The 16,676-nt window shown below is 44.0% G+C and carries 16 protein-coding genes; 4 read left to right on the forward strand and 12 right to left on the reverse strand.

Annotated features, from left to right (window positions below; all coding sequences use genetic code 11):
- Nucleotides 1–2: 2 nt before the first annotated feature.
- On the forward strand, nt 3–155 hold the full coding sequence (locus tag J7E32_RS13415; RefSeq protein ID WP_214908092.1) for a hypothetical protein: 153 nt from the start codon (nt 3–5) through the stop codon (nt 153–155).
- Between the two features lie 70 nt (nt 156–225).
- Entirely contained in the window at nt 226–1,164 is a 939-nt protein-coding gene (locus J7E32_RS13420) for a ketopantoate reductase family protein (RefSeq protein ID WP_214908094.1), read from the forward strand.
- Nucleotides 1,165–1,380: 216 nt separating this feature from the next.
- Here J7E32_RS13420 and buk read toward each other — a convergent pair whose 3' ends face one another.
- The 7 genes from buk to J7E32_RS13455 form a co-directional block, all read right to left on the reverse strand.
- Nucleotides 1,381–2,439, reverse strand: coding sequence for a butyrate kinase (buk, locus tag J7E32_RS13425; protein WP_214908096.1), 1,059 nt, complete (start codon nt 2,437–2,439; stop codon nt 1,381–1,383).
- A 10-nt stretch (nt 2,440–2,449) separates the two neighbouring features.
- The gene (locus J7E32_RS13430) at nt 2,450–3,376 is read right to left on the reverse strand and encodes a phosphate acyltransferase (protein WP_214908097.1); all 927 of its coding nucleotides are present in this window, start codon (nt 3,374–3,376) and stop codon (nt 2,450–2,452) included.
- 19 nt (nt 3,377–3,395) lie between these two features.
- Entirely contained in the window at nt 3,396–4,466 is a 1,071-nt protein-coding gene (locus J7E32_RS13435; protein ID WP_214908130.1) for a Glu/Leu/Phe/Val family dehydrogenase, read from the reverse strand.
- A gap of 365 nt (nt 4,467–4,831) precedes the next feature.
- Nucleotides 4,832–5,956 carry an NADH-dependent flavin oxidoreductase gene (locus J7E32_RS13440; RefSeq protein WP_214908100.1) on the reverse strand — a complete coding sequence of 375 codons (1,125 nt, stop codon included), beginning with the start codon at nt 5,954–5,956 and terminating at the stop codon, nt 4,832–4,834.
- 127 nt (nt 5,957–6,083) lie between these two features.
- Nucleotides 6,084–6,542, reverse strand: a complete 459-nt coding sequence (locus J7E32_RS13445; RefSeq protein WP_214908102.1) for a DUF1259 domain-containing protein — start codon at nt 6,540–6,542, stop codon at nt 6,084–6,086.
- 80 nt (nt 6,543–6,622) lie between these two features.
- Nucleotides 6,623–8,857 (reverse strand): sensor domain-containing protein, encoded by a 2,235-nt coding sequence (locus J7E32_RS13450; protein WP_214908105.1) that lies wholly within the window; start codon nt 8,855–8,857, stop codon nt 6,623–6,625.
- Between the two features lie 355 nt (nt 8,858–9,212).
- Complete coding sequence (locus tag J7E32_RS13455) at nt 9,213–10,517, reverse strand: DUF2254 domain-containing protein (protein WP_214908107.1); 1,305 nt, start codon at nt 10,515–10,517, stop codon at nt 9,213–9,215.
- A 297-nt stretch (nt 10,518–10,814) separates the two neighbouring features.
- Here J7E32_RS13455 and rluF point away from each other — a divergent pair, with 297 nt between their 5' ends.
- Together rluF and J7E32_RS13465 are read left to right on the forward strand one after the other, a co-directional pair.
- Nucleotides 10,815–11,522 carry a 23S rRNA pseudouridine(2604) synthase RluF gene (rluF, locus tag J7E32_RS13460; protein WP_214908132.1) on the forward strand — a complete coding sequence of 236 codons (708 nt, stop codon included), beginning with the start codon at nt 10,815–10,817 and terminating at the stop codon, nt 11,520–11,522.
- 111 nt (nt 11,523–11,633) lie between these two features.
- Nucleotides 11,634–12,404, forward strand: coding sequence for an RQC-minor-1 family DNA-binding protein (locus J7E32_RS13465; protein WP_214908109.1), 771 nt, complete (start codon nt 11,634–11,636; stop codon nt 12,402–12,404).
- A 435-nt stretch (nt 12,405–12,839) separates the two neighbouring features.
- Here J7E32_RS13465 and J7E32_RS13470 read toward each other — a convergent pair whose 3' ends face one another.
- The 5 genes from J7E32_RS13470 to J7E32_RS13490 all read right to left on the reverse strand — a co-directional run bounded on the left by J7E32_RS13470 (nt 12,840) and on the right by J7E32_RS13490 (nt 16,577).
- Nucleotides 12,840–13,355: a CBO0543 family protein gene (locus J7E32_RS13470; RefSeq protein ID WP_214908111.1), complete on the reverse strand. Its 516-nt coding sequence runs from the start codon at nt 13,353–13,355 to the stop codon at nt 12,840–12,842.
- Between the two features lie 110 nt (nt 13,356–13,465).
- Nucleotides 13,466–14,407, reverse strand: a complete 942-nt coding sequence (locus tag J7E32_RS13475) for a 5-oxoprolinase subunit C family protein (RefSeq protein WP_214908113.1) — start codon at nt 14,405–14,407, stop codon at nt 13,466–13,468.
- Nucleotides 14,404–15,171 (reverse strand): LamB/YcsF family protein, encoded by a 768-nt coding sequence (locus J7E32_RS13480; protein WP_214908115.1) that lies wholly within the window; start codon nt 15,169–15,171, stop codon nt 14,404–14,406. The genes J7E32_RS13475 and J7E32_RS13480 overlap by 4 nt, the downstream gene beginning before the upstream one ends.
- Before the next feature lie 6 nt (nt 15,172–15,177).
- The gene (gene pxpB, locus J7E32_RS13485) at nt 15,178–15,894 is read right to left on the reverse strand and encodes a 5-oxoprolinase subunit PxpB (protein ID WP_214908117.1); all 717 of its coding nucleotides are present in this window, start codon (nt 15,892–15,894) and stop codon (nt 15,178–15,180) included.
- A 50-nt stretch (nt 15,895–15,944) separates the two neighbouring features.
- Nucleotides 15,945–16,577, reverse strand: a complete 633-nt coding sequence (locus tag J7E32_RS13490; protein ID WP_214908119.1) for a pyroglutamyl-peptidase I — start codon at nt 16,575–16,577, stop codon at nt 15,945–15,947.
- Nucleotides 16,578–16,676 lie beyond the last annotated feature (99 nt).

The raw sequence follows: 16,676 nt of genomic DNA on the forward strand, positions 1-16,676 counted from the left end.
CGATGAGCGGATGCTGCAGTCCGGAGTACCGCAAATCAGTCAACGAGAAGGAAAGCCAGGTGAATGAGAAAGGGAAAGAGCAGCTTCCCCTTTTCGCAAAAATCATCATTGTTCTCATTACTGCAGGAGGGCTGCTGGCGGCCTTTCTCGTATAATAATAAGATAAGGATTGTGCACGCTTGAATCTAGGCGTGCACTTTTACATAGTCCAGGAGGTTGATGGAAATGAAAATATTGATCGTAGGAGCAGGCGCGATTGGCGGCTACTTTGGCGGACGCCTGTTGGAAAAAGGAGAAGATGTCGCGTTTTTGGTGCGTGAAAAGCGCCAGCAGCAGCTTCGTTCAAATGGGTTGGTGGTGGAAAGCATTCATGGTAATATGCATGTCCCTGAACCTAAAACGGTTTTGGCAGGAGAAAATGCAGAGCCATTTGATCTTGTTCTTGTCTCAACAAAGTCCTACCACTTGGAAGGAGCCATTAAGGACATCCGGCATTATGTAGGGGAAGCGACGATGGTCCTGCCATTATTGAACGGAATGGCTCATCTTGATGTGTTAATAGAGGCATTCGGGCCTGAAAAGGTCATTGGAGGCCTATGCTTTATCGAGACAACCCTGACTCAAGATGGAAAAATAGTTCAAACCAGTCCAATCCATGATTTAGTGTTCGGTGAACGGAATGGCGAAAAAACGGCACGGATTCAACAGCTGGAAAAAGCGTTCAGTGGAACAAAAGCAAGCTTCCGACTTTCTGAAAAAATTCAGCAGGAAATGTGGCATAAATACTTATTCATCACTTCACTGAGCGGGATTACCTCCTTATTTAGAGCACCGATTGGTCCAATTCGCGAACAGGAGCATGGCTGGAAAACCATTCAGCTTCTGGTACATGAAACTGCCGAGATCGTGGAAAGAATTTGCGCGCCGCTTGCACCAGGCGCTACGGAGGCGACCCTTGAGAAAATGAAAGAAATTGGACAAGCAATGAAATCCTCCCTGCAGCGTGATATGGAAAAGTCACTGCTGACAGAAGGCGACCACCTATTTGGCTACTTGCTGGAGGAAGCTGCGCAGTCTGGATTGGCTGCGCCGATTCTATCTGCCATATATGCTAATGTGAAAATTTATGAGAATGGGCTAGGTACTGGAGAAAATCCGCAATAACTTCAAGCGAATAAACTACTAATTTCAGCGAATAAACTAGTAGTTTTCACGGAAAAACTTAATTACGAATAAAATGTCAATAACTCTATTCATTTGTGAATAAACCCTGGCTTTTTTCGATTAAAGTGCTATTTTGTGAATAACTCCGCTATTCTGGTTAAAAAAAGTGCCAGAGCCTCCATGTGTCCTTAAAAAACACATAGGCTCAGGCATTTTTCAATAGATTTTCGCTTCTTCCTGGCCCTTCATCACACGAAAAGCACCTGCTGCCAGTGCTTCCATTTCCGCTTCACCAGGCAGGACGAAAACCTTTCCAAGAAAACTGATTTTCTCCTGAATCAAACCTGTAATCATCTCAGAATGGGCGATTCCACCGGTAAGAATGATTCCATCCATCTTCCCTTCAAGTACGGTGGCCATTGCGCCAATTTCTTTTCCTATCTGATGTACCATTGCTTTTAAAATAATTGCGGCTTCCAGGTCCCCAGCCAGTACGCGCTGCTCGACTTCAATGACATTTTTAGTGCCAAGATAAGAATAAATCCCTCCCTGCTTTGTCATCCGCTGCAGCAATTCTTTTTCTGTATATTTTCCTGAAAAACAAAGCTGTACAAGCTGTTTTGCCGGGAGACCGCCCGCTCTTTCAGGAGAGAACGGCCCCTCATTTTCTGCATTATTGACATCTATGATCCTGCCATTCCGCAGTGCAGCGACTGAAATGCCGCCACCTAGATGTGCCACCACAAAGTTTGTATCATCCACATCCTTCCCGATTTCCGCTGCAATTTTACGAGAAACTGCCTTGATATTGAGAGCGTGAACATGGCTTTTCCTTTCGATATCAGCGATTCCTGAAATTCTCGCTTCCTCAATCAATTCATCCACACATACAGGGTCAACGATATAGGCAGGCATATGGTGAGTTTCAGCTATTTCCGCTGCGATAATGGATCCCAGGTTCGATGCATGATTGCCATATTTGCCTGATCGTGCATCTTCTAGCAGATGGTGATCGACAAAATAAGTTCCACTGTCCATTGGCTTTAGCAGGCCACCACGTCCAACGACTGCGTCGAGCTCTGAGGGCTTGAATTCCTTCAACCGTAAAGCCTCCATAATGGACTCAAGACTGTATGGCAGCTGGTCAGCCATTTCCTGCAGTTTCATGATTTCAGCATCAGCATGACGGATGGTTTCTTCAAAAAGTAATTTTTCGTCTTCATAAACTGCTAGCTTGGTAGAAGTGGAACCTGGATTAATTGCAAGGATTTTCATGATACCTCTCCTATCTTCCAACGCTGACACTTGTATTAGATGCCGCAACGACGGCCAATGCAATCGAAGCCAATTTTGCCTCTGGTGTATCTGACCGGGAGTTTAATACGAGCGGTACTTTCGCACCAAGCACGATTCCTGCCATCGTCCCCTTCGCGAAATACGTGATCGCCTTACCGAGGAAGTTTCCTGCCTCAATTGTAGGGACAATGAGCAGATCCGCTGCTCCCTCAAGCTCACTGTCCAGTCCTTTATGCAAAAGAGATTCCCTGCTGATGGCGAGGTCCAGCGGAAGCGGTCCTTCTATCAGCAAGTCCTTTCGATATTCATTTTTAATCAGCATGGCCAGATGGTCAGCTTCAACGGTCACTGGCATCTTCTCGCTGACCCGTTCATTCGCTGCTAAAATCGCTACCCGCGGTGAGTCAATCCCAATTTTGTCGAGGAACTCTATCCCATTCTGGATGATCTGCTTCTTCTGCTGGAAATCCGGCGCAATATTAATACCGCCATCACTCATACTAATAAGCTGATCAGCACCCGGGATTTCGAACACGGAGATATGGCTGATGACAGAGCCAGTTTTTAAGTTTAGCTCCTTATGAAGCACCCCTTTTAAAAAGGGAGTACTATTCACAAAGCCTTTCATGATTGCCTGCACGTGGGCATCGCTTGCCAGCTTGGCAGCAATATACGCATTTTCGTTCTCCGTGTAGGCTGGATAAACAGGATATTCCTCCACAGAAAAGTCGAGTTCCCTCGCCAGTTCAAAAATCTTCTGTGGGTCGCCGACTAGATACGGTTCGATGATTCCGAGTTCCACTGCCCCTTTCATAGCTTGAAGCACATCCAAATCGTGTGCAGCCGCGACGCTCATTTTTACAGGCGGCCTTGTCCGTGCAGCATCAATGACATCTTTAAAGCTTTTATAGCGCATGCTTTTCACCTCCTGTTGCTTAACCTGTATACTTACTCTGGATTCGTCCGATTTTTTCAATCTTCTCTTCTACTAATATATTTGCGGCTTTATACGTTGGTATATCATGAGTTTTGGAGATTTTGTAGATTTTTTCGAGAATGTCATAGATCATGCTCGCATTCTTGAACGCACGGTCCTTGCTGTACTCATGGAGTTCATCCGCTACCTGGATCAATCCGCCCGCATTGGCCACATAGTCAGGAGCATATAGGATGCCTTTCTGATGCAGCATGTCACCGTGGCGTTCTTCTGCCAGCACATTATTCGCTGCTCCGGCAACTGCGAGGCATTTGAGTTTTGGGATTGTGATGTCATTGATAACGGCTCCCAGTGCATTTGGAGAAAATATATCGCATTCTACGCTGTAAATATCAAGTGGCTCATCTGTTTCGATATCTGGGTATTGATCTTTAACTTCTTTTACATTCTCTTCAAAAATATCAGTGACGATCAGCTTCGCCCCTTCTTCATGAAGGTGGCCAACAAGAAAGCGGCCAACTTTTCCAAGGCCCTGGACCGCAATTCTTCGGTCCTTAAGCAAGTCCGTCCCAAAAATCTCTTTTGCCGTAGCCTTGATTGCCTTCCATACACCGAACGCTGTGATTACAGCTGAATTGCCGCTGCCGCCATATTCTTCAGGCAAGCCGACAAGATAAGATGTTTGCTTTGACGCGGAAACAAAATCCATGCCGACCGTACCGACATCCGTCCCAGTGTAAAAGCGTCCCTTTAACGTTTCGATAAAAGATCCGAATGCCTGGAACAGCTCATCCGATTTTTCCGACTTGGGATCCCCGATGATGACTGCTTTTCCACCTCCATAGGTCACGCCAGAAACGCCGCATTTATAGGTCATTCCTTTTGAAAGGCGAAGAACATCTCGGAGCGCTTCTTCAGTCGATTCATAATCCCACATCCGGCATCCCCCTAACGCCGGGCCGAGCGTCGTATCATGGATGGCGACAATCGACTTCAATCCAGTTGCCTTGTCATAGTTGAAGATCACCTGTTCATGCCCCTCGTTTTTCATTTCTTCAAAAATATCCAGCACCTTTTTCTGTTCTTCCGTTAGCAACACAAACATCCCCTCCCGTAATCGAACCTGGCAAAACTGCGTCAGCTTAGGCAGTTTCCAGATCAACAAGTAAATGTAAGCCCTTACATATTTATATTTTAAAGACTTTAGGTGTTGCGTACGGTGATATATCTTACACTTCCATGACAAAACAACTGGTAAAAATCGACGATAATTTCCAGTTCGCCAATAAAATCATAAAATCGCCAATAAACCTGTGAACTCCGCCAATAAATTCATTTTTTCGCCAATAAGTTGCTTCTGTTAAAGATTTCCATATAAAATGTACGATAAAAAGAACCAAAGCAGCAACTTTGGTTCTATTTACAGCAAATTTACTATTGAACGCCTGGAAACCAGCCTGGTGTATTGACGATTGCCTGCCACAATGGATCCGGAACGACGAGTCGTGCCTGTGCGCCCTGATCGATCTTTGTTTCGATTTCATTTTCACGGCCTGTTTCAACCTTTTCGACCCAATCTGGATCAATGATCAGTTCGCGGCCTAAGGCGAGCAATGACACTCCTGTTCCAAATGCCTTGATAACATCTTCTGCGCTGTAAAGTGAGCCGACACCTATGACAGGTACTTTGATTCCCACGCGCTCTTGGATGATTTCCATCCTTGAACGGTCATCATCGACACCTCTTCTTGGCTTTGACCAGAAATCATTTAAAGAAACATGCAAATAGTCTAAGTCTTTTTCAGCCAGGGCATCAATTAGTTCTAATGTGTCGGCCATTGTTATGCCCGGCTCCTCAGGTTCTTCCGGCGAGAATCTGTATCCGACGATGAACGGGGCCTTTGCGTGTTTTGCGGCTACTCTTTTCACCTCATCCACAACTGCCAGCGGGAATGACACCCTTTTCTCCAGCGAACCGCCCCATTGATCATCACGCTTGTTTGAATGTGGCGAAAAGAATTGCTGAATCAAATAGCCATTGGCACCATGAATCTCGACTCCATCAAAACCTGCCTCAATCGCCCGGCGGGTGGCTTCGCCAAACGCAGCTATGATCTCTTCCACTTCTTCCCCAGTCAATGCTCGTGGTGCTTTCGCACTGTTTCGCTCAGACTGAACATCGCTCGCACTGACTATATCTCCGTTTGGCACAAGCTCAGGAGGACACTCTCGTCCACCATGAAAAATTTGCAGCACCGCTTTTGCACCTTCAGCTTTTATTGCTGATGCCAGCTCCCTAAGGCTTGGGATCATCTCATCACTATCGGCACCGAATTCTCCATGAAAGCCTTTCCCGTTGCGGGTTACATATGTACACGCAGTCACCACCATGCTTACGCCTTTCGAGCGGCGGGCATAATACTTCACCTCTGCGTCGGTTACGGTTCCATCCTCGTTCGACGAAAAATTAGTCATCGGCGCCATGACCAGTCTATTTTTCAGGTTAATCCCACTGGGGAACGTAAACGAATCAAATAATGGTTTATACTTCTCATTCATTGTTGTAATCCTCCTTCTTTAGCATACGAAAGTGTAATAGCCTATACTGTCTTCTGTTAAACATACAGGGTTAGTATTTGTATTCTTCTCGAAAAAAAACAGCGGACTTAGATTCCGCTGTCTCATCTTATTTACTTGTTTTATCAACAGCTGCCTTGATTGCCTGTGCCTGCTGCTCCATATCACCAAATCCCTGGAAATGGAGGTACATGATTCTCGGTTCCTCCTGCATCATATGATTGTGCAATGCAGAGATTTCAAGTTTCCCTTTTCGCAATTCATCAATAACAGGATTTACTTCTTCCTGGAGCAGGGCAAGTTCCCCTATTACAGCTGATTGACCATCCATCTTATTAAAACCAATATGGAAAGCCAGCTCCATCATTTCTGGGGACAGCTCTTCCCCTTTAAGAGTGAGCTTGATGTTTTGACGGACGATTTCTACCCTGCAGACACCATTCTCGGTTTTAACTTTTGTATCGAATATTTCCTTTAACTTTTCACAATCAGCATTGCCCTGAGCCTGCACTCCTGCAGGTAAAAAGAGAGCAAGAACCAAAGTTATTGCCATTATTGACCTTTTCATTTCAGGCACTCCTTTTTTAACCTTAGCATCTCTTGTTCATGCACCATTATACAAATTACAAAATAAATAAAGGCACTCTGCTACTGCAGAATGCCTTCGTTACTTTTGATCAGCAATTCTTCCATTGCTTCCACTGATAGAGGCCTGCTGAAATGATAGCCTTGGCCCACCACACAGCCATTTTTAAGCAAAAATTCAACCTGCTCCTGTTCCTCGACACCTTCTGCAATCACACTGAATTTAAGATTGTGTCCCATGTCAATGATCGTCTTGACCATCGCTCCTTGATTGGAGTGATGGATGATATCATCAACGAATGATTTGTCGATTTTGATTTTATCAATCGGAAAATGCTTCAGCAGGCTTAACGATGAATATCCGGTACCGAAGTCGTCAATCGCAAGCGTGATGCCAAGCTCCTTCAGTTGGTCCAGAATCAAAGCTGTCTTCTCGCTGTTTTGCATGACGCTCTCTGTAATTTCAAAATCAAGGTAACTCGGTGCCAGCTGGGTAACGAACAGTACTTGTTTTACACAATCAATGAAAGTGTCTTCCTGCAGCTGGCGAACAGAAATGTTCACTGACATCGGTATCGGACTGTAGCCCTTCTCCTGCCATACTTTGTTCTGGGACGCCGCCTTTTCCAGCACCCATTTTCCAAGAGGAACGATCAATCCTGTCTCCTCGGCCATAGGGATGAATTCAGCAGGCGAAATGATGCCTTTCACCGGATGCACCCAGCGTACAAGTGCCTCTACCCCGATGATTTTCCCCGTTGCCAAATTCACCTGAGGCTGATAGTGGAGCACAAGCTGGTTTTGCTCCAAAGCTTTCCTAAGACCATTCTCCAGCTCCATTTTTCGAGAGGAGAGTCCATGCAGTTTATCGGTATAAAACTGGTAGTTGTTCTTTCCGCGATCTTTCGCGAGGTACATCGCCGTATCCGCATGCTTGATCAGTGTTTCCTCATCCTGGCCATCCTCTGGTGCCATGCTGATTCCAATGCTTGGGGTCACGAAAAACTCCTGAGCTTCGATGGTAATTCCCTTATTAAATTCATTAAGGATTCTTTCTGCGACTTCAACGACTTGTTCCTTCCCGAAGTCCTTCAGTACAATGATGAATTCATCGCCGCCCTGGCGTGATACAAGCCCCTGCTCTTTGACCGCATTTTTCAACCTGGTGGCCACAACTTTTAATAAAAGGTCGCCAACACGGTGGCCTTTCGTATCGTTGATAATCTTGAAACGGTCGAGATCAAGAAAGAGTACTGCGAGATTCCCTTTGCCGTGCGATAGTGCAGCATTCAGGTGCTTCCTGACCATATTCCGGTTCGGCAGCCCAGTAAGAACATCATAATAGGCCATATATTTAATGGTTTTTTCCGCCTTTTTGCGCTGCGTCAAATCACGGCCGACAATTTGTTCAGCCATTCTTCCTTCATATAAAATCGGCATCGCGGACATTTCGACATCTATTTTTTGTCCGTCTATCTGTGTTGCTTTAAATTCGAACCACAACTTTTCCTCGTAATTCTCATCTATTGTTAATTCACGATTTTTTATACGAGCCAGTATATCAGCCGGAATAAGCTTAGATATTGGCTGTCCGATTAATTCCTCAGGACTTTTCGCCTTGAACAACTTGCAGCCGGCTTCATTGATATAATCAAGCTTTCCTCTGCTGTAAACAGCAATCAAATCGGGTGACATTTCCACTAAGCTGCGATAGCGTCCTTCACTTTCCTGCCGGTCGGTAATATCGAAAAGGACACTGGTAAAATCAACGAAACTCCCGTTTTCATTTATGACGGGAATGCCTCTATCCTGGATCCAGCGCACCTCTCCATCAGGACGAATGATTCGATACACACTGGTGACTGGTTCTCCTCTTGAAAATCCGTCTTCCCTGTCAGCTAAAATGTGCAGATCCTCAGGATGGATGACTTTTTTCCAGAGCGTGTTGTCATAATAAAACTCTTCAGACGAATGTCCGTATAATTTCTCGATACCAGATGTAATCAGCAAAGTGTCCGTCTTAAGATCATGTGACCAGATCGCGACATCGAGAGTATCAAAAATGCTTTTCAGCCTTTTTTTATGTCCCTCTAAATCCTCTCCAGCATTTTTCACCGCTTTGAATACCCGGAAGACCAATGCGATAAAAACAAGGGAGAAAGCCAGATCAATCAAATAGCCAACACCTTCGCTTATGGGAAAATAAAACGAAGTCAGCCAATCTATCAACTCCACGAACAGAAGAAAAAATATGATAGATAATCCGGTGTATTTTTGTATCTTTCCGTCACTGTCCATTCGAACATTTCCCCCTGTGCCACGCTGCATGATTGTTTTGAAAAAGCTCTTTTCTCAAACTTTGTTACTTTTGAATACAAAATAGGATTTCAGACCTATTTTTTTCGTAAAGTTGACTCTTTTTATGAGAAAAGAGCATGCAAACTTAGTACCGACCTGCAAAATGGCTTTTTATTACGTTAAAATCGGCTTTAGGATTTTAACAACAATCTTTACGAAAACAGCGTTTGAAAAAATACTAAATATTCCTTTATTAACATAACAAACATGCTAGGTCTCATACAACGGAATTATTCCATATGGCCCATAAAATTGATGGATTTTGACATTTTAACCTGGCAAACATGGGGATTCATCAAAGAGCAATTCCCAGCACCGTTGATAATTCGCGCTTTTTCTCGTTCAAATAGATTTGGTCGAGGCCCTTCAACTCGTTTGTATCGAACTTTTCCATGCTGTAGATATACAGCTCCCAAATGCTTTTTTTCAAGGAATCGTCAGCTGTTTTTCCAATCAATAGAAAAGCGTCGATAAGGGCTGTAAGAATGGAAAAGTCCTGGCTCCCATAATGGATAATTTGGTAAAAGGATAAATACAGGATGTCCATAGTCCGCTTTTGCTTCCCGATAATCCTCGGCTGCATCTCTTCATCATAATAGGCTATATAGCGCCCATTCGAACGGACACGGCATAGATGGGACAAGGCCATGCCCAAATAGGATATACAGACTCTTGCGGTGTTTGGGTCATTAATTCCCGGGGAGATGGCCCTCAAGGCAACCTCCACAATCTTCTGAAGCGCAAATTCAGGATCCTGGATTGATGACCGCTCTTTCCCAAGCTTTAAGTAATGATTCAGGACGGCATCAATATCCTCGCTGGTTTCTCCGCTATGATGGACTCTGAAGGCAATGCTGTCCTCTGTCAGAAAATCACCGTTCAAGAAATTGGCTTCTACTCCAAGTTCGTTTTGGGAGGCATATTTCAATAGTCCCTGATAGTCGGTCAGCTGGACATAACCGAACCCTCTGCATTTTACATCCCGAACAAATTCATAGGTGAAACCTGCATCTTTTCTGTCGTTTATTACATTTGTATAGTCACTTTCCAATGTATCTTCCTGACTTCTAATGACCTTTAAAGCGCCCTCTGTGATCTCCCTGATCAGCGTGCTGACCTGGACGGAGGTTGCGACATTATGGATAAAATAGGCAAAGAATGCGAGACAAATAAAAGCAATGAAAACGCCGACCGTAGCTGAAATCACCTGGCTATCATACCAGGTTTCACTCATGAACAACAGGGACAGGATCGAGTAGACGAAGCCGCCCATGAAAATTCCGAGCACCCGCATCGTCACAGGGTCCTCGACGAAGTTACTCAGCGTCCTCGGTGAAAATTGAGATGAATATGTAGTCAGCACAACCATGATCGTCGAAAAGGTAATTGTCGTCATCGTCAGCAGTGCTCCGGAAATCGAACCTAATATCGTCTGTGCCAAATCAACATTAGTCAGCAAAAACGAAGGGACTATTCCCTGTGCCAGCTCATTATGGTCAATATAAATCACGGCCAATGCCAGCAGGAATGCCAGTACACTATAGATAACCGGCCTCAGCCACATACTTTCCCTTATTCGTAAAACAAATTTTTTCAACAAACTTCCCAGCCCCTTAAGTTACCAACTCTTTCCTTACTTATTTAGACCATTTAGGGGATGTTTAATCCTTTCTATTATATTAAATAGGTTTGCTACTACTTTACTATAGGCTTATTTCGTTAATTTACCCATTCAACCGGGGATTTAATTTCAATCTTTCAGGATGTCTGCCATTATAATTCATCCAAGTTTTGCTTCATTGTCGTCTGCCTGCCTGCAGTCAACAGCAAAACTTGAAAATAAACCAGCAGTGGAATATTCTTAAATGTATACTTCATATTTAAGGATGGGATTACCCTGCGTATCAATAAATTCATCAGCGAAACTGGTAAAACGTCAAGGCGCGGCGCGGATCGGCTCATTGAGGAAGGGCGTGTAACAATCAATGGAAAAGCGGCGAAAATCGGCAGCCAGGTCGAACCTGGAGATGTCGTTCGCCTGAACGGCGAAGAAATCAGGATGGCGCAAAACTATGTATATATTGCTTTAAATAAACCTGTCGGGATTACAAGCACAACGGAAAGGCATGTGAAGGGCAATATCATCGACCTTGTCAATCACCCGCTAAGGATTTTCAACATCGGACGACTTGATAAGGATTCCGAAGGCTTGATTCTGCTAACGAATGACGGAGACATTGTCAATGAAATCCTCCGCGCTGAAAATAAGCATGAAAAGGAATATATTGTATCTGTAGATAAGCCTATTACTCCAGAATTCGTCAAGGCAATGTCGGAAGGCGTAAGGATACTGGGAACGAAAACATTGCCTGCAAAGGTGGTCCAACTATCAAAATACGAGTTCAATATCATCCTTACACAAGGATTGAACAGACAGATCCGCCGCATGTGCGAAACCCTTGGATATCAAGTTGTCAGGCTGCAGCGCATCAGGATCATGAACATCCATCTCGGGAACCTGCCAATAGGTCAATGGCGTGACTTGAATAAGAAAGAGAAAAGGCAGCTTTTCAGCGACTTGAATTACGAACCTAAGGAATGGTAAAAGGATGAGCGGCTGCCGCTCATCCTTTTTTCTATGTTGGTTGTTGCACCAATTAAACTGAAGTATGATGTAACTATCATAATAACGTTCTAACTGATTGGAGTTATTCATATGAACAAAAATAATACGAAGAATTCATTAAGTGAAGAAGAACTTACCTCCATCCTGATCGCTGCTAACGAAATCATTATGTATGGCGGAAAAGGCCTGCTTGGCAAGATTCTCGCAGGCTCAAAAGATAAGAGAATTTATACAGCTGACCTCCATCATTCCCCTATGTACGGCATATTTGCGGACATAAAACAAAAGGAAGTCATGGAGAAGGTTGAATGGGCGTTTGCTAATGGCTACCTGACAACAGACGAAAAGCTCTCCCTTCTAATGTATACAGAAAAAGGCTGGGACTTTGTTAAAGATGAACTGGCAGAAAGCATATACACTGAGTTCGCTCTGGCTGCTGAGTTTGAAAAATATGAATATGTAGATTTCATACTTGGTCAGCATCCAGAATTAAAGATGGATTTACTCGATCTCATTGAAGAAAGAGACAGCAAGGAACTGATTGACATCCTGATTGAATGGCTGGAGCTTGAGAATTTCAAACCTATTCCAGAAAGGATACGCGAAGTCATTCAGAGACTGGATAAAGGAAAGTCACTCAGAACTCAGAACACAGATGAAACAGGCTCTTTTGAGGCAAATAAAAAATGGCTTATGATTCCTTCTGATGTTCGTCAACTGCTCGTCCGGAACGTTTTTTGCGGACATTGCATGGACACCGTGCAAATCGAGAAATATGTGATCAAGAGTTTCCGCGACAGTGTCGTACTCGAAGGAAAATGCAAAAACTGTGGCAATGACGTAGTACGAGTTATTGATTGATTAAATAAAACATCAGAGGATTTTCAATATTAACAATCACGGCGGATGCTATTCCACCGTGTTTTTTGGCTTTCATTGGGAAAGTGAATTTGTATATCCCATATTTTTTTGGGTGTATCCCCAAATTAGAAAATCAATTTCTAATGTTCATCTTTATTTTCCCTTCTGACCTCATGCCTGCTGATATACAGCCACATTGCAGTATAAGTCAGGAATAGCAAAACGAAAAACACAGGCGCTGACAACACATTCTGTATTAACAATTCAAGCCACCTCTTTTTACTTTAGGCTGATCTCGTAAAGATTGGTGTTAAAATCCTAAAGCCGATTTTAACGTAATATATACCCATTTTGCAGGTCGGTATGAAGTTCCATGCTCTTTTCTCTTCTCATTAGAAGCGTCATGAATACCAACAAAGTTTGAGAAAAGAGCCTTTACTTTAGGCTGTCCAGCGGGAACGGAAAAAATAAATAGAAGATAACCGCTAGCGGGATAGAAATGATCCATGCAATCACCGGTTTCCGATAATGTATCCACAAAATCACAAACAAAATCAAATTCAGCCAAATATTGTGCCAGCTGTTCCAGCCATTGTCGTAAACAAACATCCCTCTATGCGCGAATAAAGCCTCTATAATGGTGTAAAAGGCTACCCATATGCCGACATAAATCAACTGGTTCCTTCTTGTTGATGGAAAACGCTGCAGATAAATGATCAGTCCGACCGGACATATGAAAAAAGTGAACGCGAAATTGATAATTGAGTGGTTCAGCCAATCAGCTGTTATTCCGCGGAATGCCCATAAAGTGTGATTATAGTAAAGTGTGTTGTAGAGCAGGTTCACCATCATAAAAAATAAAATAGTTGAATATTGCTTTTTCCATTGTGACCAATCAATAAATTTATAAGCGAAAAATATCCAGACTGCTATGACCAATAATAAATACATGCTTCTCTCTCCCCGAAAACACTGATTTTATCAGTTATTTCCAGCGTGAAAGTTTTTATACAATTCAAAAGACCTGATACTGAATAATCAGGTCTTACTAAATTTGTTGGTTATCTAGAAACAATAGAAAGGATATTGAATACTTTTCTCTGTTTACGATAAAGCTCCTGCGCTTCTTCTACGGTAACTTCAGCAAATCGGACTTTTGTTCCCGGCATCGCCTGGGCAAGCAGAGGAGAATCGACCGAAATGACTGTAGCAATCCTTGCGTAACCACCCGTCGTCTGCCGTTCTGCCATCAAAATGATTGGCTGCCCGTTAGAAGGCACCTGGATTCCTCCTGCCGGAATGGCATCAGAAATAATATCTGCTCCGTCAATGTGGTCAAGTGCTGGTCCTTCGAGGCGATAGCCCATTCTGTTTGACTGGGGTGATATCGTGTATTCATTTGATAAAAATAGTTTTATGGCACCAGGATGAAATTTTTCCAGATGAGGGCCGAGAATCACCCGCATTTCTAGCTGCGCATTATATTCAGGAATAAAGTTCTTATGTATAAAGCGATTTTTCCGGACAAAAGGCCTTCCCTTCACAATATCCCCTGCATCTAATGGCCGGCCATTAAAGCCGCCCATCGCGCCATTGATAAATGTGGACTTGCTGCCCAGCACGAGCGGGACATCGATTCCGCCTGCAAAGCCAATGTACGCCCTTGCCCCGCTTTCCACTTTACCGAATGACAGAATATCTCCTTTTCTAAAAACAAAGCTCTTCCACATTGATACTTCCTTCTTGTTCACCATTGGCTGCAGATTCCCGCCGCAAATGGCCATCGACACGTCCCTCAATCCCTCAAGACTGGGCCCCATCATTGCAGCTTCCAGCCCTGCTTCATCAAGAGCGTTCCCTACCAGGAGATTGGCCATTTGCAAAGAATAGGAATCCATCGCTCCAGAAGGACTGATGCCATACTGCTGATAACCTGTTCTGCCTAAATCCTGTACGGTTGTCTGCAAGCCGGGCTTGAGGACTTTAAAAAGGGGTGCTGTCATGTTCCATCCCAGCCTCTGCCGACTTCTATTCCTTCAGCCTTTAATGACTCATTTAATCTCATTGCAAAATCAAGGGCCTGTGGTTCATCTCCATGGATGCAAATGGTATCTGCCTTGATTTCAATCTCTGTCCCGTCAACTGCCTCAACTCTTCCTTCACGTACCATTCTGATCACTCTTTTTATTGCTAAGTCAGGATCGTGGATGATCGCGTTGGTCTCCGAACGCGGAGTCAGCGAACCATCAGGCTGGCAGGTTCGGTCTGCAAACACTTCATGCGCCACCTGCAGGCCTTTTTCCTCTCCCGCATTCACAAGCCCGCTGCCTGCAAGACCGAATAAAACAAGAGTTGGATCGGCATCTGCCACTGCCCCCGCAATGGCATCGGCGATTGCTTTATCTTTTCCAGCCATATTGTACAATGCGCCATGCGGCTTAACATGTTCGACTTTTGTGCCACAAGACTTCGCTATCGCGGCAAGAGCGCCAATCTGGTATATAGTCAGATTGTAAATTTCCTCCGCACTCATCTTCATTTCTCTCCTGCCGAAACCATGCAAGTCAGGAAAGCCCGGATGCGCACCAATCTTCACTCCATATGCTTTTGCCATTTTCACCGTTTCCATCATGACATTATGGTCACCGGCATGATAGCCACAGGCGATGTTTGCCGAAGTGATATGCTTTAGCACTTCCTTGTCATTGCCAATTCTGAATAATCCGTAGCTTTCACCTAAATCACAATTAAGATCGACACTCAACACATTACTTCACCTCTTCTCTATCCTTTTTACCTCGTATGTATCGCCCATTTGTTTTATTGTTAAAAATTGCTCCTCACTGATTGGGACAAATTTAATATAATGACCCGCACTGAACAGGAACGGCTCCTCCTTCTCCGGAGAAAACAAGGTAACAGGAGTGGTACCAATGATCCTCCATCCTGAAGGAACATCGGCAGGATAAATACCTGTCTGATTCCCGCCAATCCCGACAGCACCTGGCATCACACTCTGCCTTGGCTTCTCAAGCCTCGGCACAGCCAGCTTTTCAGGCAATCCTCCCAGATACGGAAACCCAGGCATGAATCCCATCATATAGATGAGATATTCCCTGTTTGCATGAATATTGATGACTTCCTGCTTCTCCAGACCATGATAATCAGCAACATAAGCCAAATCCTGGCCCCATTCTCCACCATAACAGACTGGTATTTCATAGACGAACTTCCTGTCTGATTTAGAATTCCCGGGAGACAGGCTGATTTTTTCAAGCTCACCTTCGAGAGATTCATAGGCGATCCTCTCAGGTTGGTAATAAATCGTCAGAGATGTATAGGCAGGCACCCATTCTATAATGCCGCTAACCTTTTCTTTTTCCAGCTTGCTGACGAATAGCTGTATTTTCCTGTTCGTTTTTTCATTAATTTCATTGCCAAATGACAAAACTACAGCCACATCACCCAGCGGCGAGATTTTAAACTCCATCCTTTCTCTCCTTTTAAAAATGCCAGACAAATTTCATCTGGCATCCTCTCTTATTGTCGTACTCCAATCGTTGCACATGTTTCAACAATCGCCTTCAGTGCTCGGGCCATTGTTTCCTGGGGCAATGATGGCAGTGAGGGATTGAAGGCTGACATTTTCGTCGATGCAGGAAAATGGATAAATCCAGCCTTGATGTCCAGATTATTTTTTCGTATATGATTCAAAACAGCATATAAGGTATTATTGCAAATAAATGTACCGGCACTGTTTGACACAGCAGCAGGAATGTTCAGTTCCTTCAGATTCTTCTCGATCAGACGGTTGGGCAAGGTGGCGAACAAGCCGTCCGGTCCATCTCCGTCGATCAGTTTATCTGTTGGGATATTCCCTTTATTATCTGGATAAGGATCACCAGAACCCGTATCCTTTATATTGATTCCGATCCGCTCCGGAGTAATCGCCGTCCTGCCTGCCGCCAGACCACAGGAAATCACCACATCCGGCTGGATATCGTCCATCTTTTTTATTAATTCTTCTGCGCACTCATCATAATTAACTGGCAACAGGATCGTGGAGATTTCAACATTCTCAAGCTCAAAGCTTTCCGCTTCCTTCAACAATTCCTCAGTAGGATTGATACTCATTTTTCCAAACGGCTCAAAGCCGGAGATTAGGATTTTCATTCTTTAACACTACTTTCTATAAAATTTATAATTAATTGAGAACTAATATAATATATACTCTTTGATTCTAACAAAATATTGTGAGCGTCAAGTTAAAAT

The sequence above is a fragment of the Bacillus sp. ISL-55 genome, from assembly GCF_018613155.1.
Lineage (GTDB): Bacteria > Bacillota > Bacilli > Bacillales > Cytobacillaceae > Mesobacillus.

What these genes read in the sequence shown, in the direction of transcription:
- J7E32_RS13490 (WP_214908119.1), bottom strand. Translation starts at nt 16,577, where the DNA reads ATGAAAATCCTAATCTCCGGCTTTGAGCCGTTTGGAAAAATGAGTATC.
- J7E32_RS13470 (WP_214908111.1), bottom strand. Translation starts at nt 13,355, where the DNA reads ATGTATTTATTATTGGTCATAGCAGTCTGGATATTTTTCGCTTATAAA.
- J7E32_RS13445 (WP_214908102.1), bottom strand. Translation starts at nt 6,542, where the DNA reads ATGAAAAGGTCAATAATGGCAATAACTTTGGTTCTTGCTCTCTTTTTA.
- J7E32_RS13420 (WP_214908094.1), top strand. Translation starts at nt 226, where the DNA reads ATGAAAATATTGATCGTAGGAGCAGGCGCGATTGGCGGCTACTTTGGC.
- J7E32_RS13450 (WP_214908105.1), bottom strand. Translation starts at nt 8,857, where the DNA reads ATGGACAGTGACGGAAAGATACAAAAATACACCGGATTATCTATCATA.
- pxpB (WP_214908117.1), bottom strand. Translation starts at nt 15,894, where the DNA reads ATGGAGTTTAAAATCTCGCCGCTGGGTGATGTGGCTGTAGTTTTGTCA.
- buk (WP_214908096.1), bottom strand. Translation starts at nt 2,439, where the DNA reads ATGAAAATCCTTGCAATTAATCCAGGTTCCACTTCTACCAAGCTAGCA.
- J7E32_RS13475 (WP_214908113.1), bottom strand. Translation starts at nt 14,407, where the DNA reads ATGACAGCACCCCTTTTTAAAGTCCTCAAGCCCGGCTTGCAGACAACC.
- J7E32_RS13430 (WP_214908097.1), bottom strand. Translation starts at nt 3,376, where the DNA reads ATGCGCTATAAAAGCTTTAAAGATGTCATTGATGCTGCACGGACAAGG.
- J7E32_RS13465 (WP_214908109.1), top strand. Translation starts at nt 11,634, where the DNA reads ATGAACAAAAATAATACGAAGAATTCATTAAGTGAAGAAGAACTTACC.
- J7E32_RS13440 (WP_214908100.1), bottom strand. Translation starts at nt 5,956, where the DNA reads ATGAATGAGAAGTATAAACCATTATTTGATTCGTTTACGTTCCCCAGT.
- J7E32_RS13415 (WP_214908092.1), top strand. Translation starts at nt 3, where the DNA reads ATGAGCGGATGCTGCAGTCCGGAGTACCGCAAATCAGTCAACGAGAAG.